This window comes from Aestuariivirga litoralis (genome assembly GCF_003234965.1).
Lineage (GTDB): Bacteria > Pseudomonadota > Alphaproteobacteria > Rhizobiales > Aestuariivirgaceae > Aestuariivirga > Aestuariivirga litoralis.
Window position 1 is genome coordinate 87,253 of sequence record NZ_QKVK01000006.1, and the last position, 22,981, is coordinate 110,233.

A 22,981-nucleotide genomic window follows, 5' to 3' on the forward strand; every position below is an offset into this window, starting at 1 on the left:
ACGGCAGTTTCCGGGGACAGGGTGTGTGTGTCTTGCAACTGGGTGGATGGAGCACCTCGGGCAGCTTTTTGCGTGCTCGTGGCAACGAATTTGACAGAGGGACTTGAAAAGAATGCGCATTGAACGCCGCTACACCAAGGCAGGGCAGGATGCTTACGCGGAACTCGATTTCCGCCGCGCCACCAGTGAAATCAAGAACCCGGATGGCTCGGTGGTTTTCCGCCTGGCGGACATCGACGTCCCCTCGTCCTGGAGCCAGGTGGCGACCGACATTCTGGCGCAGAAGTATTTCCGCAAGGCGGGCGTTCCGGCCGTGCTGAAGCGCGTCGAGGAAGAGACCGTCCCGTCCTGGCTGTGGCGCTCCGTGCCCGATGAAGAGGCGCTGGCCAAGCTGCCCGAGAAGGAGCGCTACACGGGTGAGCGGTCCTCCACCCAGGTGTTCAACCGTCTCGCCGGCACCTGGACCTACTGGGGCTGGAAGGGCAAATACTTCAACACCGAGGAGGACGCGCGCGCCTTCTATGACGAGATGTGCTTCATGCTCGCCACCCAGAAGTGCGCCCCCAACTCGCCGCAGTGGTTCAACACCGGGCTCCATTGGGCCTATGGCATCGATGGCCCTGGCCAGGGCCACTATTACGTCGACCCTGACACCGGCCGCATGACCAAGTCCAAGTCGGCCTATGAGCATCCGCAGCCCCATGCCTGCTTCATCCAGTCGGTGGCCGACGACCTCGTCAACGAGGGCGGCATCATGGATCTCTGGGTGCGCGAGGCGCGCCTGTTCAAGTACGGTTCCGGCACGGGCTCCAACTTCTCGGAGCTGCGCGGCGAGAACGAGAAGCTGTCGGGCGGCGGCAAGTCGTCGGGCCTGATGAGCTTCCTCAAGATCGGCGACCGCGCGGCGGGCGCCATCAAGTCGGGCGGCACCACAAGGCGTGCGGCCAAGATGGTGATCGTCGACGTCGACCATCCGGACGTCGAGGAATTCGTGGACTGGAAGGTCCGCGAGGAACAGAAGGTGGCGGCCCTCGTCACCGGTTCCAAGACCGTCAAGAAGCACCTCCAAGCCGTGATGAAGGCCTGCGTCAACTGCGAGGGCCCGGACGGCGACTGCTACGAGATCGAGAAGAACCCGGCGCTGAAGCGCGCGGTGAAGGACGCCCGCAAGGCGCTGGTCTCCGACAACTACATCAAGCGCGTCATCCAGTTCGCCAAGCAGGGCTACAAGGAGCTGGAGTTCGACACCTATGACACCGACTGGGACGGCGAGGCCTATCGCACCGTCTCCGGCCAGAACTCCAACAATTCGGTGCGCGTCACCGACGAGTTCCTGCTCGCCGTCGAACGCGACCTCGACTGGCAGCTCAAGTCGCGCCTCACCTCCAAGGTGACGAAGACCGTCAAGGCTTCGACGCTGTGGGACAAGATCGCCTATGCCGCCTGGGCCTCGGCCGACCCCGGCATCCAGTACCACACCACCATCAACGACTGGCACACCTGCCCGGCTTCCGGCCAGATCCGCGCGTCGAACCCGTGCTCGGAATACATGTTCCTCGACGACACGGCCTGCAACCTCGCCTCGCTGAACCTGATCCAGTTCCGCGATCCGGTGACGGCCAAGTTCGACATCGCCTCCTTCGAGCATGCCGTCCGGCTGTGGACCATGGTGCTCGAGATCTCGGTGATGATGGCGCAGTTCCCGTCGAAGGAGATCGCCAAGCTCTCCTACGAGTTCCGCACGCTGGGCCTGGGCTTCGCCAATATCGGCGGCCTCCTCATGACCGCCGGCATCCCCTATGACAGCCATGAGGGCCGCGCCATCTGCGCTGCCATCTCGGCCATCATGACCGGCATCTCCTATGCCACCTCCGCCGAGATGGCGAAGGAGCTCGGCCCCTTCCAGGGCTTCGCCAAGAACCGCGAGCACATGCTGCGCGTCATGAAGAACCACCGCCGCGCCGCCTATGGCGCTGCGGTCGGCTACGAGGGCCTGCGCACCATTCCGGTGGCGCTCGACGAGACGGACCTGAAGGACAAGGACCTGGCCGTCGCGGCCCGCCGCGCCTGGGACCTCGCGGTCTCGCTGGGCGAGGAGCACGGCTATCGCAACGCCCAGGCCACCGTCATCGCGCCCACCGGCACGATCGGCCTCGTCATGGACTGCGACACCACCGGCATCGAGCCGGACTTCGCGCTGGTGAAGTTCAAGAAGCTGGCGGGTGGCGGCTACTTCAAGATCATCAACCAGGCGGTGCCGGAAGCGCTCCGCACGCTGGGCTATGGTGCCGACGAGATCGAGAAGATCATCGCCTATGCCGTGGGCCACGGCACGCTGGCCGATGCCCCCGGCATCAATCACAAGGCGCTGAAGTCCAAGGGCTTCGGCGACGAGCAGATCGCCAAGATCGAGGGCGGCCTGGCGTCTGCCTTCGACATCAAGTTCGTGTTCAACAAGTGGACGCTGGGCGAGGAATTCTGCCGCTCCGTGCTGGGCGTCTCCGACGAGCAGCTCAACGACTTCGGCTTCGACATGCTGGCGCACCTGGGCTTCTCGCGGGCCGATATCGACAAGGCCAACATCCATGTCTGCGGTGCGATGACGCTGGAAGGTGCCCCCGGTCTCAAGGACGAGCACCTGCCCGTCTTCGACTGCGCCAATGCCTGCGGCCGCCTCGGCAAGCGCTACCTCTCGGTCGAGAGCCACATCCGCATGATGGCGGCGAGCCAGCCCTTCATCTCGGGCGCCATCTCCAAGACCATCAACATGCCGAACGACGCGGCGGTCGAGGACTGCGCCAATGCCTACATGCTGTCCTGGAAGCTGGCGCTGAAGGCCAACGCGCTCTACCGCGACGGCTCCAAGCTGTCGCAGCCCCTCTCCGCCCAGCTCATCTCGGATGATGACGAGGATGCCGACGAGGTGGCCGAGGCGCTGATGACCAAGACGGTCGCGGCCCGGGTCGAGACGGTGGTCGAGAAGATCGTGGAACGCGTGGTGGAGCGCGAGCGTTCGCGCCTCAAGCTCCCCAACCGCCGCAAGGGCTATACCCAGAAGTCGGTGGTGGGCGGCCACAAGGTCTATCTCCGCACCGGCGAATATGACGACGGCAAGCTGGGCGAGATCTTCATCGACATGCACAAGGAAGGTGCTGCCCTCCGTGCCATGATGAACAATTTCGCCATCGCCGTGTCGGTCGGCCTCCAGTACGGCGTGCCGCTGGAGGAGTTCGTCGACGCCTTCACCTTCACCAAGTTCGAGCCCGCCGGCATGGTGCAGGGCAATGACTCGATCAAGAACGCCACGTCGATCCTCGACTACGTGTTCCGCGAGTTGGCCGTGTCCTATCTCGGCCGCAGCGACCTCGCCCATGTCGAGCCCTCAGAGATGGGCTTCGACTCGCTGGGCAAGGGAGAAGGTTCGGGCGAAGCGCCGCGGGTTCCCGCAGCGCGCGTCCTGTCCTCCGGTTTCGTGCGGCGGCCCAACCTCGCCACCTCCAACGTGGTGGTGATGTCGTCATCGCAGCCGATGCCGGCAGCGGCCACCGCCGCGGCGGTGACGGCGCGGGCCGATGGTGCGCTGGCCCTCGTCGATACACCGGCACAGGTGACGACCACCCGCCAGGAACTGGCAGTGGCTGTCGAGACCACCACTGCGGTGATCTCGGCCAATGACCGCCGCGCCGAGGCGCGCATGAAGGGCTATGAAGGCGAGAGCTGCTCCGAATGCGGCAACTTCACCATGGTGCGGAACGGCACCTGCCTGAAGTGCGACACCTGCGGCTCGACGAGCGGCTGCTCGTAACCTCAAGCAGAACATCTGAGACGTCGGAGAGGCCGGACATGTTCCGGCCTCTCTGCTTTCGTGCTCCAGGATGGGTGCTGGAGAGGCACGCCCCACTGCGAGTGATGCCTCATCCGCGCATCGACGAGGGGTACTCACGGGCCATCTGAAGGGCTTCGCATGGGCTTCGAGGAGGCCCTTGCCGAAAATTTATCCACACTTTCTTCGGCGCGATCACCGCCTGTCTTGACACGAGGCAACGCCTGAAGGAGGTGCGGAAAGCGGGGTTCGTCCGTAGGCTGACGAGTGCCGGAAAGCCTTGTTTTATTGGGTTTTCGCGATGAATTGCGGTTTTTGTCCGTGTACGCACGGTTTCGCGGTTTTTCCGAGCGTTTACCGATTGTTAGAGAGAATACGTGAGCATACAAGATGTTGTTCGGCATATTGCCGAATCACACAAGCGGGTGCAGAAAACACGACGATGACTGGTCAAGTTCGGATCTTACATGCCAGCTTGCCCGTCTATGTGAGGCTTACCTGCGTTGTGGGGCACTAACAACTCTAGGAGAGACAGCAATGGCTGCGAAGAAAGCTGCGAAGAAGCCTGCCAAGAAGGCCGCCAAGAAGGCCGCCAAGAAGCCGGCTGCCAAGAAGGCCGCTAAGAAGCCGGCCAAGAAGGCCGCCAAGAAGGCCGCGAAGAAGTAATCTTCCGAGACTTCAGGACTGGACCCCGGACAGCGCGAGCTTCCGGGGTCAGTTCTTTTCGGGGCCTGCGCCCCAAACGAAAAGGGCCGCAGCTTGCTGCGGCCCTTCGTGCGTCCGGCACAAGGCTTACTGGTAGACGTAGACCCTGGCGCCGATCTTGACCTTGTCATAGAGCTCGATCACGTCGGCATTCATCATGCGGATGCAGCCCGAGGAGGCAGCCGTGCCGATCGAGCCCGGCGAATTGGTGCCGTGGATGCGGTAGAGCTTGCCGCCGATGTACATGGCGCGCGCACCGAGCGGATTTTCAGGGCCGCCGGCCATCTCGGCAGGCAGCATGTGGCCCTTGGCCGCCTCGCGCTTGATCATCTCCGCCGGCGGGCGCCAGGTGGGCCATTCCGCCTTGTTGACGATCGTCGAGGTGCCCGACCACTGGAAGCCCTCGCGGCCGACACCGACGCTGTAGCGCCGCGCCTCGCCCGGACCGGTGACGAAATAGAGCGCCCGTTCCGGCGTCGACACGATGATCGAGCCCACGGCGTACTTCGACGCCGGTGCCCAGTCGATGTCCTCACCCGTCGTCTCGTCCATCGAAGCCAGGGTGCTGGCCGATGACGCCCGCGTCGAGGCCCGCTGCACGCCGGCCCGCGGCCGGCCCTGGTTCTGGAACAGGCATTCGAGGAAGCCCTCGCAGGCCCAGCCGGGCTGCTGCGCCTTGCGGGCGGCGGCCTGCTTCTTCTTGTCCGCCAGCTTCTTCTGGTCCGCCAGCTTCCTGGCCTGCTGTGCCTTCCTCGCATCGGCGGCCTTCTTGGAGTCGGCCTTCCGGCGGGCCTCGGCGGCCTTCTTCGCATCCGCGGCCTTCTTGGCGGCTGCCTGCTTGCGCGCTTCCGCCTCCGCCTGCTGCTTCTTCTTGAGCAGGATCTGCTGCTCCGCCGTCGGCGATGTCGCCGCCACGGCGTGGGCACCGAGCCCCGCCGCCGGCAGCACCGCCAGCATGAGAGCCACCAGAATGTTGCGCATCACGTCTTCCCCACTGAATTGGGGCTGTTTAACAAGGGTCACGGTCACGGCGCAAGCCTGCCATAATCTCGTGACGTTCATGAGGTGTTCACCTATTCTCGGTCAATACCGCCACACGCCAATGCCCAGGAGACTCCATGAAACTGTTCCATAAAATCCTTGCCGTCGCCTGCCTGTCATCCGTGGCGGTGATCCCGGGTCTGGCCCATGCGGAAGATGTGCCGCCGGCGATCCAGGCCTTCCTCGACAACCTGCAGCGCCAGACCTCTGCCAAGCCCAGCTATGAAAGCCTGAAGGTCGACGGCGCCAATGCCACCATCACCAACCTCACGCTCACCAAGGACGCCAAGGGCGATGATCCGGCGCTCAGCGTCAAGACGGCGGAGGTCGGCTTCACCGGCATCGCAGACCAGGGCAATGCGCTGTGGCAGGTCGGCAAGGCCACCTTCACCAACACGTCGGTGGAGATCAAGGGCAAGGACGCCGCGCTCACCGCCAGCATCCCCAATGCCTCCGCCGAGGGCTGGTACATCCGCGCCACGCCGGCCTCGCCGACACCCAAGGACGAGCTGCTCGCCACCCTCACCTTCGCCAACAAGATGAGCAGCGGGCCGATCACCATCAACGCCTCCGGCCAGACCCTGAAGATCGACAGCATCGACACCAGCTGGTCGGGCGATCCGGCGACCGGGCTCGGCAAGTTCTCGCTCAAGGTCAGCAACCTCGCGGTGCCGGAGACCACGCTGGCCTTCTTCGACACCGCCAACATGTGGAAGCAGATGGGCTACAGCGGCCTCAACTTCGACATCACCACCGATGGCGACCTGACGCAGAGCGGCGACAACCTGGCCTACAGCTTCAACCTGACGCTGGGCGCTCGCGACGTGGGCGCCCTCAGCCTGAAGGCCGCCGTCAACAACCTGCCCGTCTCGGCCTATGCCCAGATGCTGAAGGACCAGATGGCCGGCAAGGGCATCGATTTCGCCGCCATGGCGCCGCAGCTGCAGGGCGTCGAGGTGCAGGGCGGCTCGATCCGCTTCGACGATGCATCGATCACCGCGAAGATGCTGCCGCTGGTGGCCGCGATGCAGGGCATGGACCCCAAGGTGCTGCTGGCCTCCATCCCGCCCACCGTTCAGCTTGCCTTCGTTCAGTTCCAGAACGAGGCGCTGACCAAGCAGGCGGTGGATGCGGTGACCAAGTTCCTCGCCGACCCGAAGAGCCTGATGCTGAGCGTCAAGCCTGCCACGCCGATCAAGGTGTCGGAGATCATGGCGCTCGATCCGGCAAAGCCGAGCGATGCCGTGACCCGGCTGGGCGTGACGGTGACAGCCAACGAATAGGGCGCACTCACTGCAAAGCTCCATCATGCCCGGGCTCGTCCCCCGGGCACCCTTTGGCTGGTGCCAAAAGGGTCGCCGGGACAAGCCCGGCGATGATGAGTACTACCTTGAGGATGAGCCCGGCGACACCACCCCCCGTTCATCATGGCCGGGCTCGTCCCGGCCATCTTTTTTGGGCGACAAAGAAAGATGCCCGGGACGAGCCCGGGCATGATGCGCTGCGTGGATCGCGTGTCGCCGGAGCGCCTGTCACGCCTCCGGCAGGTTGAGCCGGATGTGCAGTTCGCGCAGCTGCTTGGGTGTCACTTCGGACGGTGCGCCCATCAGCAGGTCTTCGGCCTGCTGGTTCATCGGGAACAGCACCACCTCGCGGATGTTCGGCTCGTTGCACAGCAGCATGACGATGCGGTCGACACCCGGCGCGATGCCGCCATGCGGCGGTGCGCCATACTGGAAGGCACGGTACATGCCGCCGAACTTCTCGAGCAGCACGCTCTCGGGGTAGCCGGCGATCTCGAAGGCCTTCTTCATCACCTCGGGGCGATGGTTGCGGATGGCACCCGAGGAGAGCTCCACGCCGTTGCAGACGATGTCGTACTGGTAGGCCAGGATGTCGAGCGGGTCCTTGGTCTCCAGCGCCTCGAGGCCGCCCTGCGGCATTGAGAAGGGATTGTGCGAGAAGTCGACCTTCTTCTCCTCCTCATTCCACTCATACATCGGGAAGTCGACGATCCAGCAGAACTCGAAGCGATCCTTGGCGGTGAGGTTCAGCTCCTCGCCAACCTTGTTCCGGGCGTCGCCCGCGAACTTGTAGAACTTCTCCGGACGCCCTGCGACGAAGAAGCAGGCGTCGCCCACGCCCAGGCCCAGCTGGGTGCGGATCGCCTCGGTGCGTTCCGGCCCGATGTTCTTGGCGATGGGGCCGGCACCGCCCTCCTCGCCCTCGCGCCAGAAGACATAGCCCAGGCCCGGCTGGCCCTGCTGCTGGGCGTAGGAGTTCATGCGGTCGCAGAAGGCGCGCGAGCCGCCCTTCGGCGCGGGGATGGCCCAGACCTCGACCTTGGGGTCCGCCGCGATCATGCCGGCGAAGACCTTGAAGCCCGAGTCCCTGAAGTGCTCGGTGACGGCCTGCATCTTGATCGGGTTCCTGAGGTCCGGCTTGTCTGAGCCGTACCAGCGGATCGAGTCACGATAGGCGATGTGCGGGAACTTCTGGGTGACGGGAAGGCCGCCGCCGAATTCCTCGAACACGCCGCGCAGCACGGGCTCCACCGCGTTGAACACGTCGTCCTGGGTGACGAAGCTCATCTCGATGTCGAGCTGGTAGAACTCGCCGGGCGAGCGGTCGGCGCGGGCATCCTCGTCGCGGAAGCAGGCGGCGATCTGGAAATAGCGGTCGAAGCCCGACATCATGATCAGCTGCTTGAACTGCTGCGGCGCCTGCGGCAGCGCATAGAACTTGCCGGGATGGATGCGCGACGGCACGAGGAAGTCGCGCGCACCCTCGGGCGAGGACGCAGTGAGGATCGGCGTCTGGAACTCGAAGAAGCCCTGGTCCACCATGCGGCGGCGCAGCGAATTGATGATCTGGCCGCGCTTCATGATGTTCTTGTGGATGCGCTCGCGGCGCAGGTCGAGGAAGCGGTACTTGAGCCGGATATCCTCCGGATACTCGGTGTCACCGAAGACCGGGAGCGGCAGCTCGGCCGCCTGGGCCAGCACCTCGATCGAGGTGGCGAAAACCTCGATCAGGCCCGTGGGAAGCTCGGCGTTCTCGGTGCCGGGGGGACGGGGGCGCACCTTGCCGTCGACGCGGATCACCCACTCCGAACGCAGCTTCTCGGCGGTCTTGAAGGCAGGCGAATCCGGGTCCGCCACCACCTGGGTCATGCCGTAGTGGTCGCGCAGGTCGATGAACAGCACGCCGCCATGGTCACGGACGCGGTGAACCCAGCCGGAAATACGGATTTCCTGCCCGGCGTTCTCGGGGCGGAGCTGGCCACAGGTGTGGCTGCGGTAGGCGTGCATTGAGTCCTCACAAATCAGGCTATTTGGAGCGCTAGAGCGCATGGAGGGGGCGGTTTGTCAAGGAATGGCTGCCCCACAATTCGCCGCAAAGCCGCCGTTGTTGCAACATCGCAAGGCTTTAGGCGTTTCCCCCTGAGATGAAACGGCTTTTCGCAACCGCCCTGGCGGTTCTGACCCTCACCCTGCCCGCCCGGTCCGCCGACCGGGAGATGACGCGGACGGACCTGCGCCGCCTCGCGGCCCGGATCGTGCCTGCCGGGAAGGACGCGCCCGGCTGGGCGGCGGACATCGCCGCGGCGCTGGAGTTGAACGGCATCCGGCGCAGCCGCAGCAATGTGTGCAGCGTGATGGCGGTGATCGGGCAGGAATCGACCTTCACCGCCAATCCGCAGGTGGAGGGCCTTGGTCGGATGGCGGAGCAGCAGATCGAGGCGAAGCTCGCCGCCCTGCCCGTCCTGCCGGGTGCCGCGGCCGCCGGCGTCGAACTCTTCCTCGCCACAAGGCCATCGCCGGAGAAGAGCTACCTCGCGATGATCCGCACGGCCAAGACCGAGCGTGACCTCGACCTCGTCTACCGCAACCTCACCTTCTTCCTGTTCCGCCAGTATGCCTCGACGCGGTTGCTCAACGCCGCTGCGGTGGCCCGGCGCATCGACGCGGCAAACCCGGTTTCGACGCTGGGCTCGATGCAGGTTTCCGCCGCCTTCGCCATTGCGGAGGTTGAGAAGGAGAAGAACCGCCGCCTCGGGCTCGGCGCCATCTGGAAACTCAGGGACGAGCTTTACACCCGCAGGGGCGGCGTGGCCTATGGCACGCGCATGCTGCTCGGTTACCGGGCAGACTATCCTTCGCGGCTGTTCGTCTTCGCCGACTACAATGCCGGCCGCTATGCCAGCCGCAATGCCGCCTTCCAGCACATGGCCGCCACACTTTCAAAGGTTGACCTCGCACTGGATGGCGACCTCATGCTCTATGAGGGCGGCGAACCCAGGCCGGAGGCCAGCGCCACGGAGAAGGCGCTGCGCCGCCTGAAGCTGATGGACGATGAGACACTCCGCGCCGACCTGCTGCGCGAGAAGGCCTACGCCTTCCGCGATACCGAGACCTACCGGCGCGTGGCCGAGGCCTATCGGCAGAAGACCGGCAAGCCGCCGCCCTATGCCATGCTGCCGCAGATCCGGTTGAAGAGCCCGAAGATCCGCAACCACATGTCGACGGAGATATTCGCCCGTGCCGTCATGCGACGACACGAGCGGTGCATGACGCCAGAGTGACGACGGCTCAGTTGAACCAGTTCGCGAAGGGCTTTTTGGCCTTCGCCGAAACGGCGGCGCCATCCGAGAAGAAACCACCCTTGACCACGACGCGGGTATTGGACGTTCCGGTCTTCTGGACCAGCGCGAAGAGCTTCGCCGCATTGTCAGGATGGAGCCGCACGCAGCCATGGGAGGCGCGGCGGCCGAGGCTCTTGATGTGATAGCTGCCGTGCACGGCATGGCCGCGTCCGGTGAAGAAGATCGAATAGGGCATGGGAGCGTCATCCCATTCCTTGGAGAAGTGTTCCCGCTCGAGGCGGAAGGGACGATAGGTTCCCGACGGCGTCTCGTAGCCTGGCGCGCCCGTCGACACCGGCCACTTGTAGAGCGTGTCACCGTCGAGTTCGACGGTCATCTTCTGGCTCACCTTGTTGATGGTGACGATGAGGCGGGGCGGCGGCGGCGGCGCCTTCTTCTTGGCCACCTGCTTCTTGGCCGGGGCCTTCTTGGCGGGAGCCTTCTTGGCCGACGCGGGCGCGGGTTTCTTGACGACGGGCTTCGGCGCTTCCGGCGGTGGCGGCGTGGTGCTGGTGGTGGCCATTGCGGCGCCCGGCAGCAACGAGGCGCCCAGCGCCAGCATCAGCTTACGTCTTGAAATCATGTCGTCTTCCCCACTGCAACCTGGTCCTGCAACGCGCCGTTGCCAATAGACCGGATTATGGCGGAAGGCGAGTGCTTCGTGAAGTGTCGCGGGGCGCGAGTGAATTGCGCTTTCTGGGCACCTCCGCTATGGACCGCCTCATGAACAAGCATGTCCCCAAGGTCGGATTGGTGTCGCTCGGTTGCCCCAAGGCACTGGTCGACAGTGAACGCATCATCACCCAGCTCCGTGCCGAGGGCTATGTCATGTCGCCCGGCTATGAGGATGCCGACGTGGTGCTGGTCAACACCTGCGGCTTCCTCGACAGCGCCAAGGCGGAGTCGCTTGCCGCCATCGGCGAGGCCATGGCCGAGAATGGCCGGGTGATCGTGACGGGCTGCATGGGCGTTGAGGCCGACACCATCATGAAAGCCCATCCCGGCGTTCTCGCCGTCACCGGCCCGCACCAGTATGAGGCGGTGGTCGGCGCCGTGCACAAGGCGCTGCCGCCGGTGCATGACCCGAAGATGGACCTCGTGCCCCCTCAAGGGTTGCACCTGACGCCAAAGCACTATGCCTATCTGAAGATTTCCGAAGGCTGCAACAATCGGTGCTCGTTCTGCATCATTCCCTCGATCCGGGGCGACCTGGTTTCACGTCCCGTCGCTTCGGTGCTCTACGAGGCGGAACGGCTGGTGAAGGCGGGCGTGAAGGAACTGCTCGTCATCAGTCAGGACACGTCTGCCTATGGCGTCGACATCAAGTATGCGACGTCGAAGTTCCATGGCCGCGAGGTGCGGGCGAAGTTCTACGACATGGCGAAGGAACTGGGCGAGCTCGGCGCCTGGGTGCGCATGCACTACGTCTATCCCTACCCGCATGTCGACGAGGTGATCCCGCTGATGGCGGAGGGCAAGATCCTGCCCTATCTCGACATCCCCTTCCAGCATGCAGCACCCAACGTGCTGAAGGCGATGAAGCGCCCGGCCAACCAGGAGAAGGTGCTGGACCGGCTGGCCGCCTGGCGCGCGATCTGCCCGGACATCGCCATCCGCTCCACCTTCATCGTCGGCTTCCCCGGCGAGACGGATGCGGATTTCGAGTACCTGCTGCAGTGGATGAAGGAAGCCCGCATCGAGCGCGCCGGTTGCTTCAAGTACGAGCCCGTGTCGGGTGCCAAGGCCAATGAACTGGGCCTGCCCCAGGTGCCGGACGAGGTGAAGCAGGAACGCTGGGAACGCTGCATGGAAGCCCAGCAGCAGATCTCGGCCGAGATCTTCCAGTCGAAGGTCGGCCGCGAGATCGACGTGCTGGTGGATGAGATCGACGAGGAGAACGAGGAAGCCATCGCCCGCTCGCCTTGGGATGCGCCCGAGATCGACGGCAACGTCTTCCTGCCCGGCGAGACAGACCTCAAGCCCGGCGACAAGGTCCGTGTACGGATCGTCGAGGCGGAGGAATACGACCTGGTGGGTGAGAGGATCTAGACCTCCCTGCCCTCAGCAAGAATGCCGTAGAGCGTGGTGATGGCGTTGAGCCCGATGATCCACCCGATCCAGTTGATGGCCAGTTGCCACAAGGACCCGATGAGTGGTCCGAGCCCGCCATGGGTGCCGAGCACTGCCGACAGAAGCGTGAAGGGCACCGAGGCCAGAAGGCCCAGGCCATAAGTTGTCCCCAGGACCATGAGCACGAAACCGGCAAGGCTCAGGAATTCGCCCCTGCTGTCATCCCAGGCAGCGCCAAAGCCATAGTCGCTGCGGCCGATCGCAATGGCCGGAAGTTTGATCATCAGGCGCTCGAGAACCACAAGCACAACCGCGACGGGCAGGAGCGCGATGCCGAAGGCAAGCAAGAATGATCCCATGCCATTCCCGGATCCGAACACGGAAAATGAAATGGACAGCCCTGCTATCATGGCGATGACGGCGACCGGCACGAGGGTGAGGATGAGGAGCGCCGTGTTGCCGAGGTAGCGCCATAAAAGCCCGTCGAGCCGCAGGCGCTCGACGCCCTCGGCCTCCTCGTCGAGCAGCAAGAGCCTGTGCCAGTTCACCGCGAGAGAACTGAAGGCCAACATGCTGATGCCCATGAGCAGCGCGACCGTCCACCATCCGGAAGACGTCATGCGGAGGGCCGCAGGACCGTCGCCCGAAAGCACCACAAGAACGTCCGGCTGGAACAGCAACGCCAGCGTCTGCACACCCGCATAGACCAGCATCCAGGGCCAGCTCATACGAAGGGCAGCACCGAAGTTGCGGTAGATCGCAACCACGACATGGGCGAACGCGGGGATCGCTCTGAAGCGCGGTCTTTGCTCAGTCGTGCCCGACCCGGCTCTCATCCTCATGACACCTCCCTGCCCTCCACGAACAGGCCGAACAGCACGGCGACGGAGGCGGTGGCGAGGATGGTGGCGAGGCCGCTGGCAGTGGCCGTGGCGACGGCGCTGGCCAGCACGCCGGGGGCCCCGCTGCCGGCAAGCTGCAGCGAGAGGACGAGGGCAACCGCCCAGATCAGGAAGACCAGTGCGGTGACGGCGAAGGTGAAGCTGATGAGGCGGAAGGGTTGGCCGCCGCTGTCGCGCCACGCGTCACCAAGGCCGTAGTCCTCTCGCCCAAGGGCAATGGCGATGAGCTTGATCGACAGCCGCTGCACCACCGGCAGGCCAGCGAGCAGGCCAATCAGCAGCGATGCAGCGATGATGAACATCCATGGATCACGGAGCCACGCTCCCACCCCGGGCAGCGCGCGCGGAAAGTCAGGCAGGGCGTAGCCCGCAAACTGCGCTGCCAGCGGCAGCGCCACGAAGCTGATGAGGCTGCCCAGCAGGAAGACACCGGAACAGGCAAACCAGATCAGCAACGCGTTGCAGGCGAAACGCCACACCGGACGATCGACACGCAGCCTGTCCCACCCCGTCGCCACCTCGCCAAGCAGCAGAAAGCGACTCCAGCTGACCGCAAGGGAGGACAACGCAATGAGCTTCAGCACCATGAGAAGCCCGGCAAGCACGGGGTCCGCCATGCCCGCCCCGGGTTGGAACAGCAGCGCCAGCCGAAAGCCGGGGGGCAGCCGCGCCGCCAGCTCCAGCGTGGTGAGGATCACCAGCCATGGCCAGCTCATCTGCAGCGCCAGGCCGGCATTCTCCCATGTCGAACTGATGCCGAAGCGCCACGCCGGCCCGATGCGGAATTCCGCGACGGCGATCGGGCCGGCATAGTTCATAGCGCTGCCCGCAGTTCGGCGCGGACCGACACATGGTCAACAATGAAACGAAACACGCCTGAGACCGACATGGAAACCCTTCCCTTAGGAAACACTGCCTTCACGTTATTTTATTTGCAACCTTAAATAATTTTGCTTCACAGTTTTTGCACTGCTTGTTGATGCAGCAATCCACCGCGGCGCGGGCCTTGAATGCAGGGCCTGTTCACGCGAAATTGAAACGATCGAAACAACCGAAGCGGGAATCCTGCGCGTCATGCGCATCCCGAGGGCGAGGCACGATGATCGACGGTCTGGAGCGGGCAGTGGCGGCGGGCGTGATCGACCGTCCCACCGCGCAGAAACTGGAACCTTACCTCGCCGCGCCCGGCGCGGCGGCCGACAGCGCCGATCCGGATGACGAGAAGCTGCGCCTGGTCACGGGCTTCAACGACATCTTCGTCACCATCGGCCTCCTGATGTTTCTCGGCGCGCTGTATTTTCTGCTCAGCCGCGTCGGCTTTGCCGCGGCCTTCGCCGTGGCGGCCGCCTCCTGGGCATTGGCGGAATTCTTCACGGCACGGCGGCGCATGGCGCTGCCGAGCATCGTGCTGCTGGTGATCTTCGTCGGGGCGGTGTTCTCCGGCATGCTCGGCCTCCTGCAGGCGGGCCATCGGGGCGACTTCGCCGACCTGGCGCCGTCCGATGTCACCTCCGTGCAGATGCTGCTGGCCGCCGCGGCCGCGGCAGTGGCGGCATTTCTGCATTGGCAGCGCTTCCATGTGCCGATCACCGTGGCGGCAGGCGTTGGTGCAGTGGCGGGCATCGTGCTGGCGCTCTGCCAGATCGAGGTGCCGGACCTGCTGGCCGATCACCCGGTCGCCGTGTTCCTGCCGCTGGGGCTTGCGATCTTCGCGCTGGCCATGTGGTTCGATAGCTCCGATCTCACCCGCCAGACACGGCGCACCGACATCGCCTTCTGGCTTCACCTGCTGGCCGCGCCCATCATCGTGCACCCGATCCTGCTGAGCGTCACCAGCACGGCCGCGCCGACGGCGGCAGCTGCACAGGTCATCGCCGTGTTCCTGTGCCTTGCCGCTGTGGCCCTGGTGGTGGACCGCCGCGCCATCCTCGTCTCGTCATTGTCCTACCTCGCCTATGCGGCGGGCAAGCTGATCGCCGCGGCGGGGCTGGAATCCTCGTCCTTCGCGGCATCGACCCTTGCGGTGGGCGCTGTGGTGCTGATGCTCTCTGCCGCATGGCGGCCGCTGCGACGCACCGTGATGGGACTGCTGCCGACAGGACTGCGGGCCCGGCTGCCGGCAGTCACCTGATCAGCGGAAGGACCGGTAAAGGGCGGCGGGCACGCTGTGGACCACCAGCAGGGCAAGCCACGTGAGCAGCCCGATGATGCCAAAGGCCGACGGCTTCACCCAGGGCTGCGGCAGGGCTTGCTGGGCGAAGAAGGCCCCTGCCCCGAGTGCTCCCAGCATGGCGAGGCTGAAGACGATCCAGAAGGTGAAAGCGAGAAATGCAAGGCGGTTGCCCTTCGTCGTGCGCCAGGCCGCGCCGAGGCCATAGTCCCGGTCGCCCACCGACAGACCGGCCAGCCAGCTCATCAGCCGATAGAAGGTGAAGAGACCGGAGAGGCCGATCAGCGCCGTCACCACGATGCCCAGCGGCTGGGCGGCGGCACCGAGCTGGGCGGTAAGCTTCGGCACTGCGAACACCATCACCGCAGCACCGGCAGCGGCATAGAGGGCCAGCACCGCCAGCATCAGCACCACACCCGCCGCATAGCGCCACACCGGGCCATCGAGGCGCCAGCGGCCGAGCAGGCTCGGCCGCTCGTCCAGCAGGATGCGGCGGTTCCAGTTGGTCTCGATCGAGAAGGAGGCGAGCAACACGCCGAGCCCCAGCGCCACGAGCCCACCGATCGCAGCGGGCGGCAGCGCTTTAAAATCCGGCATGGCTTCACCGAAGGCCACGTACCACACGAGGGCAAAGAGCGGCAGGAGCAGGATGGCCCAGCCGACCAGCAGGCCCAGGGCAAAGAAGAAGTGGCGAAATGCCTTGTCGATGGCGAATTCGGTGGCCTCCATCGGCGGCAGGCTGCGGCGGTCAGGCACGGTGCATTCCCCCTCAGAGATGGGGAGACGGTACCAGAAGATAGCTTGCCACCGCTATGGCCATGGCCGCCATGTTGAGCAGAAACAGCGTGAGCCCCAGCCGCGAGCCGCCGGCGATCCCAGCATAGACCGCCTTGGCCGCGGTGTTGACGCCCACCGTCAGGAGGATCGCCGCGATGCCGGCCGCCGTTGCCGGCCCCATGTTGGCCACCGAGAGGGTGAGCGCATCGACGTCCGCCAGCCCCGAGATCGCCGCCACCACCAGCAGGCCGCTGTCGCCGAACATGGACTTGCCGATGCCCGCCGCGAGCATGACGATGCCGAGCAGCGCGCCGAACTTCAGCACCTCGGACAGCAGGAAGGGGTTCTTGTGGACGAGGCCCTCGGGCTTCGCCTCGCCCTGCCGGCCATCGCGGCCGATGAGCAGCCAGGCGGCGAGGCCCTGGAACAATGCCGCGGCGAGCAATGGCACGGAAAGCGCCAGCGCCAGCGGCAGGTTGATGACACCCACCAGCACCAGCACGCGCGCCATCATCACGCCCCCCGCCAGCAGGATGCACCCCGCAAGAAGGCCGATGCGGGCGGTATTCTCCCGGGCGAGGCGGGCGAGCGTGAGGGTGACGACGGTGGAAGACACGAGCCCGCCCATGGCGGCCGCCAGGACCAGCCCGCGCGACGGTCCGACGAGCTTCACCGCAGCATAGCCCACGAAGGAGACGGCCGCGATGAGGATGGTGATCAGCCATAGCTGGTGGGGGTTGAGCGCGCCCCAGGGGTCGATGGCGCGATCGGGCAGCAGCGGCAGGGCGATGAAGGTCATCGCCGCGAGCAGCAGGGCCGAGCGCAATTCCTGTGCGGTGATGCGGGACAGGAAGCCGTGCAGCGTGGTCTTGTAGGCGAGCAGCCCCACCGTCACCACGCCCGCCCCCGCGGCGATGCGCATGTCACCCAGCACGGCGACGGCACCCAGCGCGAAGGTGACGAGGGCCGCCACCATGGTGGTGGCGCCATAGACGCCCTCGCGCGCATTCTCGCGCCAGATGAAGGCGGCCATCACCGCCGAAGTCGCGATGAAGCCTGCGGCCAGCAGAATGCGGTCGCCACCCACCGACAGGACGCCGAACAGGCCGCCGAGCAGCCCGAGGAGGGAGAAGGTGCGGATGCCGGCGGTGCGCTGGCCTTCCGCCTCGTCACGCTCCTTCCAGCCACGCTCGAGACCGATGACGAAGCCCAGCGCCAGCGCGAGGCCGAGACGGGTGGCAAGTTCCTGCAGTTCCATGGGGTTAGCCTAGAGCAAATCGCAGGGAAAGCCGAGGGGGCTGCGTTTCCTCATGCCACCTCATGGCCGGGCGTGCCCCGGCCATCCCTTTGCGGGCCACCAAGCAGGATCGCCGGGACAAGCCCCGCGATGACGAACGACGGAAGGACTTCGCACGCCTCACAGCGGGATGTTGTCGTGCTTCTTCCAGGGGTTCTGCAGCTCCTTGCCGCGCAGCATGTTGAGCGCCCGGGCGATGCGCTTCCTCGTCGAGTGCGGCATGATCACCTCGTCGAGGAAGCCGCGCTCGGCGGCGACGAAGGGATTGGCGAAGCGCTGCTCGTAATCCTTGACGCGGGCCTGGATCTTGGCGGGGTCGGAGAGTTCCGAGCGGTAGATGATCTCGGCCGCACCCTTGGAACCCATGACGGCGATCTCGGCGGTCGGCCAGGCATAGTTCACGTCGCCGCGCAGGTGCTTCGACGCCATGACGACATAGGCGCCGCCATAGGCCTTGCGGGTGATGACGGTGATCTTGGGAACCGTCGCCTCGGCATAGGCGAAGAGCAGCTTGGCGCCGTGCTTGATGAGGCCGCCATATTCCTGCGCCGTGCCAGGCAGGAAGCCGGGCACGTCAACCAGCGTCACGATCGGGATGTTGAAGCAGTCGCAGAAGCGGACGAAGCGGCCGCCCTTGCGGCCGGCATCGCTGTCGAGCACGCCCGCCAGCACCATGGGCTGGTTCGCCACGATGCCCACGGTGCGGCCGTTGATGCGGGCAAGCCCCGTGATGATGTTGCGGGCATGCGCCTCCTGGATCTCGAAGAAGTCGCCCTCGTCGACCATCTTCAGGATCAGTTCCTTCATGTCATAGGGCTGGTTCGGATTGGCCGGGATCAGCGTGTCGAGCGAGGGGTCGATGCGTTCGGCCGAGTCGAAGCTCGGAAGCTCGGGGAGCGGCGAGGTGTTCGACGACGGCAGGAAGTCGATCAGCCGGCGCATCTGAAGCAGCGCCTCGACGTCGTTGTCGAAACCCTTGTCGGCAATCGAGGACTTGGTGGTGTGGACGGAGGCGCCGCCGAGTTCTTCCGCCGTCACCGTCTCGTTGGTCACCGTCTTCACCACGTCGGGGCCGGTGACGAACATGTAGCTCGTGTCGCGGACCATGAAGATGAAGTCGGTCATCGCCGGCGAATAGACGTCGCCGCCGGCGCAGGGCCCCATGATGACCGAGATCTGCGGGATGACGCCGGATGACAGGACATTGCGCTGGAACACCTCGCCATAGCCGCCGAGCGCGTTGACTCCCTCCTGGATGCGGGCACCGCCGGCGTCGAACAGGCCGATGATGGGGGCGCGGTTCTGCAGCGCCATGTCCTGGATCTTGGTGATCTTGCGGGCGTGCGCCTCCGACAGCGAGCCGCCGAAGACGGTGAAGTCCTTGGCGAAGACATAGACCACGCGGCCATTGACCGTGCCCCAGCCGGTCACCACGCCGTCACCCGGCAGCTTCTGGCCTTCCATGCCGAAGTCGGTGCAGCGGTGCTCGACGAACATGTCGAACTCCTCGAAGGAGCCCTCGTCGAGGAGGAGAGCGATGCGCTCGCGCGCCGTCAGCTTGCCCTTGGCATGCTGGGCAGCCACGCGTTTTTCGCCGCCACCGGCCCTGGCCTGCACGCGGCGGGCTTCAAGCTTCTCGAGGATCTCCTGCATGGGGCACTCCGGGAAATATCTGTGTTTCCCCGGTGTTAAGGCCCAGAGCCCCAAGCGTCAAATCAGCCTTAAGGCTGAGGGGCCGGGGCCGCGGCCTGCATCGCCATGGCCCGCCATTCCGCCGGCGGCGCCCCCCCAATGCCGGCAAAGAAGCGGTTGAAGGCGCTGATTTCGGAATAGCCAAGTGTCGCCGCCACCTCGGCAATGCTCATCCGCGTATCGAGCAGGAACTGCCCCGCCATTTCGAACCGCGTCCGGTTGAGGAGCTTGCGGAAGCTGGTGCCTTGCCGGCGCAGGTCGCGCACCAGGGTTGCGGGCGTGGTTCCGAGCCGCTCGCTGGCCTCGGCGAGCGAAATGCCGCCGGCGAGCACCGAGGGAACCAGCACCCGCATCACGCGCTCGCCGAGGTCAGGCTGCTGCGACTGGAGCCACTGTGCGGCGGCTGCGAGGCGCCCCTGCCGCACGGCCGGGTCTGCCGCCTGCATCGGCGTCTGCAGCGCCTCCCGGTCATAGACCAGTCCGAAATGATGGGCGCCGAAGCGGAGCTTCGCCGCGCCGAAGATGCCGGCATAGGGCGTCCGGTCTGTTGGCGGCGGGAGCGAGACGAGCACCTCGCGTGCAGTTGCGCCGGAGAGCTGTTGCACGAGGTGGAAGCCGAACGACACGGCCCCCCGCGCCATATGAGTTGCGCCGCGCCGATGCGGTAGATGAAGGCGATAGCCGATGAGCAAGGCGTCATCGCCCCAGTTCATTAGATAGGGACCTCCCCCCTCCGCATAGCGGGGATGGAGCATGACCAGATCGGCGAGTGCCTCTCGCAAGTTGGACGCACAAGACATGAGTTCACCGATGACGCCCATGTGGTGCAGCCGAACCTCGGTGCCGAGCTTCATCCAGAAGCCGTCCTGCCCGGTCGCCTCCGCGCAACAGGCGGCGAGATCGCAAACCTGGATCATGGGAATGTGGTTGTCGGGGTCTGACAGCAGGCTGGCCGCAACGCCCACCTCCATCAACACCTGGTCAGGGTCCGCCCCATGTTCACGCAGTACCCGCGGCAACTCAACGAGAACGCCAACTCTCTGCATCCCCGATCCGTCTCATTCCCTCAACCTGCCTGTACACTCAAATATCTACTTTAGGTTTTAAACTGTCAAATACATGGCACGCGCGCTGTGCAAGCATTGCCTCGCGCTTTGGGACCAGCGCCGCAGCCAGCCAGACAGCACTCTCAAAAATACAGAGGAACGACAATGTATTACACCGACAACTCGATCCTTCCCGAGAACATGGCGCCGCTCATCATCACGGCCGCTCCCTATGGTCCCGCCTGGCTGCCGGGCGATGCGAGCGACATCCCGTTGAGCTGGGACGAGCAGGTGCAGGCCGCCGTCGACTGCTACAACGCCGGCGCCACCATGCTGCACTTCCATGTGCGCAACCCCGCGACCGGCATGGGGTCCACCAACTTCGACGAGTACAATTACCTGCTGAAGCGCGTGAAGGAAGCGGTGCCCGACATGATCATCCAGGTCGGCGGCTCCATCTCCTTCGCCCCGCACACCGCCGACGCCAAGGCGAAATGGCTTGACTACGACACCCGCCACATGCTCACCGAGCTCGACCCCAAGCCCGAATTCGTGACGGTGACCACAGGCACCACGTTGTGGGACATCGCCTCGGCCTTCTCCCTCGACGACGTCAAGGGCACCCACATGGAAGACCCGAAGGTGCTGGCGGCATGGTCCGGCATGGTGGTGGACTCGACGCCCGCCTTCTATGTCGAGCACCTGAAGCGGCTGCGCAACAACGGCATCCTGCCCTATTTCGTGCCGGGCCACATTCACCAGTGGGAGATCGTCGAGCGGCTGATCCGCGCCGGCGTCTACATGGGCCCGCTCAACATGGCCCTGTGCGGCTATGGCGGCGGCACCATGGGGCGCAATCCCTTCGACTGGATGAACTTCCTCGAACGCGTGCCGCAGGGCTCGGTCAACACCTTCTGGTCCAGCATGCGCGGGCTGATCTCGATCTCCGCCCTCGCTTTGGTCCTCGGCCAGCACATCCGCGTGGGCAACGAGGACAATCTCTGGGGTGCCGACCGCAAGCGCAAGACGACGGTCGAGCAGATCCAGGGGGTGGTGCGCCTGTGCAAGGAGTTCGGCCGCAAGGTGGCGACCGCCGAGGAAGCCCGCAAGATCTGCAAGGTGGGCACCTGGTACAACAGTGTCGAGGAGACCCTGCGCGCTGCCGACATGCCGCCCAACCCCACTGAATTCAACCCCGGCTTCCTGACCTGGCCGACCGACGGCAAGATCAAGCCCGCGGTTCTCGGCGGCGACTCCCACCCGATTGCCGCCTGCATGATCGCGCCGGAACCGGTGCGCGCCGCACAGGCCAAGATCCTGGCCGGCAAGACGTAGCAGCGGGCAGCACTGAATGACGCTGGCGGCTGGTTCCACCTCCGGCCGCCAGACCTGCGGGTTGCCAGGAGGCCATGGACATGGTGAACCGTCCCACGCATTTCGAAATCTACGGCGATGACCCCGCGCGGATCGCGGAGTTCTACAACAAGCTCTTCGGCTGGGGCATCCAGCGCGTCGAGGGCCTGGATTACTGGCGCTTCCACTTCGATCCCCAGGAACCGGACAGCATTGCAGGGGGCATCACCCATCGCCCGCGCGCCGACCCCAAGGGCTGGCTGCAATTTGTGAATGTCGAGTCGATCGATGACGCCATTGCCGAGGCCGAGAGGCTGGGCGCCACCCTGGTGAGGCCCAAGACCGCCGTGCCGCGCACCGCCTGGGTCGCCGTCCTCTCCGACCCGGCGGGCAACCACTTCGCCATCTGGCAACCCGACGCAAATGCCTTCCCCACGCCCGAACCGGAGTGAGAACCATGACCACGAGCGACAGCCCCGTCACGCCCTTCCTCAACATTCCCGAAACCGTGTCTGCCGATGCTCAGGCCTTTCTGAAGACATTGCGCGACCCGGCGCTGTCGCCGCCTTTCCCGGAACCGTCCGACCTTGCCGCCTGGTCGCGGGTGCAGGCGGCGATCGAGGCCGACGCCCTGCCCAAATCCAAGGCCTTGGTGGACCATTTTGCGCCAACGGTCGCAGAGCGCCTGATTGGCGGGGTTCCGGTGCTGGATGTCACGCCCCGCAATGCGCAGGCCGACGGTGCACTGGCCGTCTACACCCATGGCGGCGCCCACACCTTCTACAGTGCGAAGTCCATGCTGGGCCGCGCCGCACTCTTCGCCGATGACACCGCGCTGCGCACCATCAGCATCGACTACACGCTCGCACCGCATGCGAAGTTCCGCGCGATCACCGATCAGGTCCTCTCCGTCATCAGGGGGCTTGGCGACGAGGGCCATGACCTCGCCAACCTCGTGATCTATGGGGACTCATCAGGGGGCGGGCTTGCGGCCTCGTCGATCCTCAAGATGCGGGATGAAGGGCTTGGCATTCCGGCCGTCGCCATTCTGGTGTCGCCCTGGGCCGACCTCACACCGGCCGGCGACACCGAGTTCACGCTGCGCCATGCCGAGGCCAACTACCTCTATGAACGCCATTCGGTGAAGGCGGCAGGGGCCTATTCCGATCCCCAGGACCAGAAGCATCCCTATGCCTCCCCGGTCTACGGCGATTTCTCCAAGGGTTTCCCACCCACACTGATCCAGGGCGGCACCAAGGAGATCCTGCTCAGCGGCTTCATCCGGCTGTACCAGGCCATCGACCAGGCGGGCTACGAGGCCAAGCTCGATCTCTATGAAGGCATGCCGCACAACTTCGCCTCGCGCATCCCCGACGCGCCGGAATCCCTCATCGCACGCGGCAAGATCGCCAACTTCATCCGCCGGCATCTGGGCAGAGCATCGTCCTGAGACTCAACAA

General features: G+C 65.2%; 18 protein-coding genes. 9 read left to right on the forward strand and 9 right to left on the reverse strand.

All coding sequences use genetic code 11. The features are described from left to right. The first annotated feature begins 112 nt into the window (after nucleotides 1-112). Both DK847_RS13540 and DK847_RS21025 read left to right on the forward strand, forming a co-directional pair. Nucleotides 113-3,805, forward strand: coding sequence for a vitamin B12-dependent ribonucleotide reductase (locus tag DK847_RS13540; RefSeq protein ID WP_111199060.1), 3,693 nt, complete (start codon nucleotides 113-115; stop codon nucleotides 3,803-3,805). 555 nt (nucleotides 3,806-4,360) lie between these two features. Beyond that, nucleotides 4,361-4,489: a hypothetical protein gene (locus DK847_RS21025; RefSeq protein ID WP_280956405.1), complete on the forward strand. Its 129-nt coding sequence runs from the start codon at nucleotides 4,361-4,363 to the stop codon at nucleotides 4,487-4,489. A 126-nt stretch (nucleotides 4,490-4,615) separates the two neighbouring features. Here DK847_RS21025 and DK847_RS20925 read toward each other — a convergent pair whose 3' ends face one another. Then, nucleotides 4,616-5,509, reverse strand: coding sequence for a L,D-transpeptidase (locus DK847_RS20925; RefSeq protein WP_245414610.1), 894 nt, complete (start codon nucleotides 5,507-5,509; stop codon nucleotides 4,616-4,618). A gap of 137 nt (nucleotides 5,510-5,646) precedes the next feature. Here DK847_RS20925 and DK847_RS13555 point away from each other — a divergent pair, with 137 nt between their 5' ends. Further along, complete coding sequence (locus DK847_RS13555) at nucleotides 5,647-6,852, forward strand: hypothetical protein (protein ID WP_111199062.1); 1,206 nt, start codon at nucleotides 5,647-5,649, stop codon at nucleotides 6,850-6,852. Between the two features lie 249 nt (nucleotides 6,853-7,101). Here the strand turns inward: DK847_RS13555 and aspS are convergent, their stop codons facing one another. Beyond that, nucleotides 7,102-8,880, reverse strand: coding sequence for an aspartate--tRNA ligase (aspS, locus tag DK847_RS13560; RefSeq protein ID WP_111199063.1), 1,779 nt, complete (start codon nucleotides 8,878-8,880; stop codon nucleotides 7,102-7,104). 137 nt (nucleotides 8,881-9,017) lie between these two features. Here aspS and DK847_RS13565 point away from each other — a divergent pair, with 137 nt between their 5' ends. After that, entirely contained in the window at nucleotides 9,018-10,154 is a 1,137-nt protein-coding gene (locus DK847_RS13565) for a DUF1615 family protein (RefSeq protein WP_111199064.1), read from the forward strand. A 7-nt stretch (nucleotides 10,155-10,161) separates the two neighbouring features. Here the strand turns inward: DK847_RS13565 and DK847_RS13570 are convergent, their stop codons facing one another. After that, nucleotides 10,162-10,797 (reverse strand): L,D-transpeptidase, encoded by a 636-nt coding sequence (locus DK847_RS13570; RefSeq protein WP_245414611.1) that lies wholly within the window; start codon nucleotides 10,795-10,797, stop codon nucleotides 10,162-10,164. 140 nt (nucleotides 10,798-10,937) lie between these two features. On the opposite strand from DK847_RS13570, the gene rimO reads away from it, so the two are divergent. After that, nucleotides 10,938-12,263, forward strand: a complete 1,326-nt coding sequence (rimO, locus tag DK847_RS13575) for a 30S ribosomal protein S12 methylthiotransferase RimO (protein WP_204508333.1) — start codon at nucleotides 10,938-10,940, stop codon at nucleotides 12,261-12,263. On the opposite strand, the gene DK847_RS13580 is transcribed toward rimO, so the two are convergent. Next, nucleotides 12,260-13,120, reverse strand: a complete 861-nt coding sequence (locus DK847_RS13580) for a hypothetical protein (RefSeq protein WP_146256122.1) — start codon at nucleotides 13,118-13,120, stop codon at nucleotides 12,260-12,262. The two genes, rimO and DK847_RS13580, sit on opposite strands and share 4 nt — an antisense overlap. A 2-nt stretch (nucleotides 13,121-13,122) precedes the next feature. Next, the gene (locus DK847_RS13585; RefSeq protein ID WP_111199067.1) at nucleotides 13,123-14,004 is read right to left on the reverse strand and encodes a hypothetical protein; all 882 of its coding nucleotides are present in this window, start codon (nucleotides 14,002-14,004) and stop codon (nucleotides 13,123-13,125) included. A 281-nt stretch (nucleotides 14,005-14,285) separates the two neighbouring features. Between DK847_RS13585 and DK847_RS13590 the strand changes: the two genes are divergently transcribed. Further along, nucleotides 14,286-15,317 carry a hypothetical protein gene (locus DK847_RS13590; RefSeq protein WP_111199068.1) on the forward strand — a complete coding sequence of 344 codons (1,032 nt, stop codon included), beginning with the start codon at nucleotides 14,286-14,288 and terminating at the stop codon, nucleotides 15,315-15,317. Here DK847_RS13590 and DK847_RS13595 read toward each other — a convergent pair whose 3' ends face one another. The 4 genes from DK847_RS13595 to DK847_RS13610 all read right to left on the reverse strand — a co-directional run bounded on the left by DK847_RS13595 (nucleotide 15,318) and on the right by DK847_RS13610 (nucleotide 20,168). After that, nucleotides 15,318-16,112 carry a hypothetical protein gene (locus tag DK847_RS13595; RefSeq protein ID WP_146256123.1) on the reverse strand — a complete coding sequence of 265 codons (795 nt, stop codon included), beginning with the start codon at nucleotides 16,110-16,112 and terminating at the stop codon, nucleotides 15,318-15,320. Nucleotides 16,113-16,125: 13 nt separating this feature from the next. Continuing rightward, nucleotides 16,126-17,391, reverse strand: a complete 1,266-nt coding sequence (locus DK847_RS13600; RefSeq protein WP_111199070.1) for an MgtC/SapB family protein — start codon at nucleotides 17,389-17,391, stop codon at nucleotides 16,126-16,128. 159 nt (nucleotides 17,392-17,550) lie between these two features. After that, the gene (locus tag DK847_RS13605) at nucleotides 17,551-19,083 is read right to left on the reverse strand and encodes an acyl-CoA carboxylase subunit beta (RefSeq protein WP_111199071.1); all 1,533 of its coding nucleotides are present in this window, start codon (nucleotides 19,081-19,083) and stop codon (nucleotides 17,551-17,553) included. A gap of 68 nt (nucleotides 19,084-19,151) precedes the next feature. Beyond that, on the reverse strand, nucleotides 19,152-20,168 hold the full coding sequence (locus tag DK847_RS13610) for a helix-turn-helix domain-containing protein (RefSeq protein WP_111199072.1): 1,017 nt from the start codon (nucleotides 20,166-20,168) through the stop codon (nucleotides 19,152-19,154). Nucleotides 20,169-20,333: 165 nt separating this feature from the next. On the opposite strand from DK847_RS13610, the gene DK847_RS13615 reads away from it, so the two are divergent. The 3 genes from DK847_RS13615 (at nucleotide 20,334) to DK847_RS13625 (ending at nucleotide 22,971) form a co-directional block, all read left to right on the forward strand. Further along, the gene (locus tag DK847_RS13615; RefSeq protein ID WP_245414612.1) at nucleotides 20,334-21,503 is read left to right on the forward strand and encodes a beta-keto acid cleavage family enzyme; all 1,170 of its coding nucleotides are present in this window, start codon (nucleotides 20,334-20,336) and stop codon (nucleotides 21,501-21,503) included. A gap of 80 nt (nucleotides 21,504-21,583) precedes the next feature. After that, nucleotides 21,584-21,973: a VOC family protein gene (locus DK847_RS13620; RefSeq protein WP_111199266.1), complete on the forward strand. Its 390-nt coding sequence runs from the start codon at nucleotides 21,584-21,586 to the stop codon at nucleotides 21,971-21,973. 5 nt (nucleotides 21,974-21,978) lie between these two features. Then, nucleotides 21,979-22,971, forward strand: a complete 993-nt coding sequence (locus DK847_RS13625) for an alpha/beta hydrolase (protein ID WP_111199073.1) — start codon at nucleotides 21,979-21,981, stop codon at nucleotides 22,969-22,971. The last annotated feature ends 10 nt before the right edge of the window (nucleotides 22,972-22,981 follow it).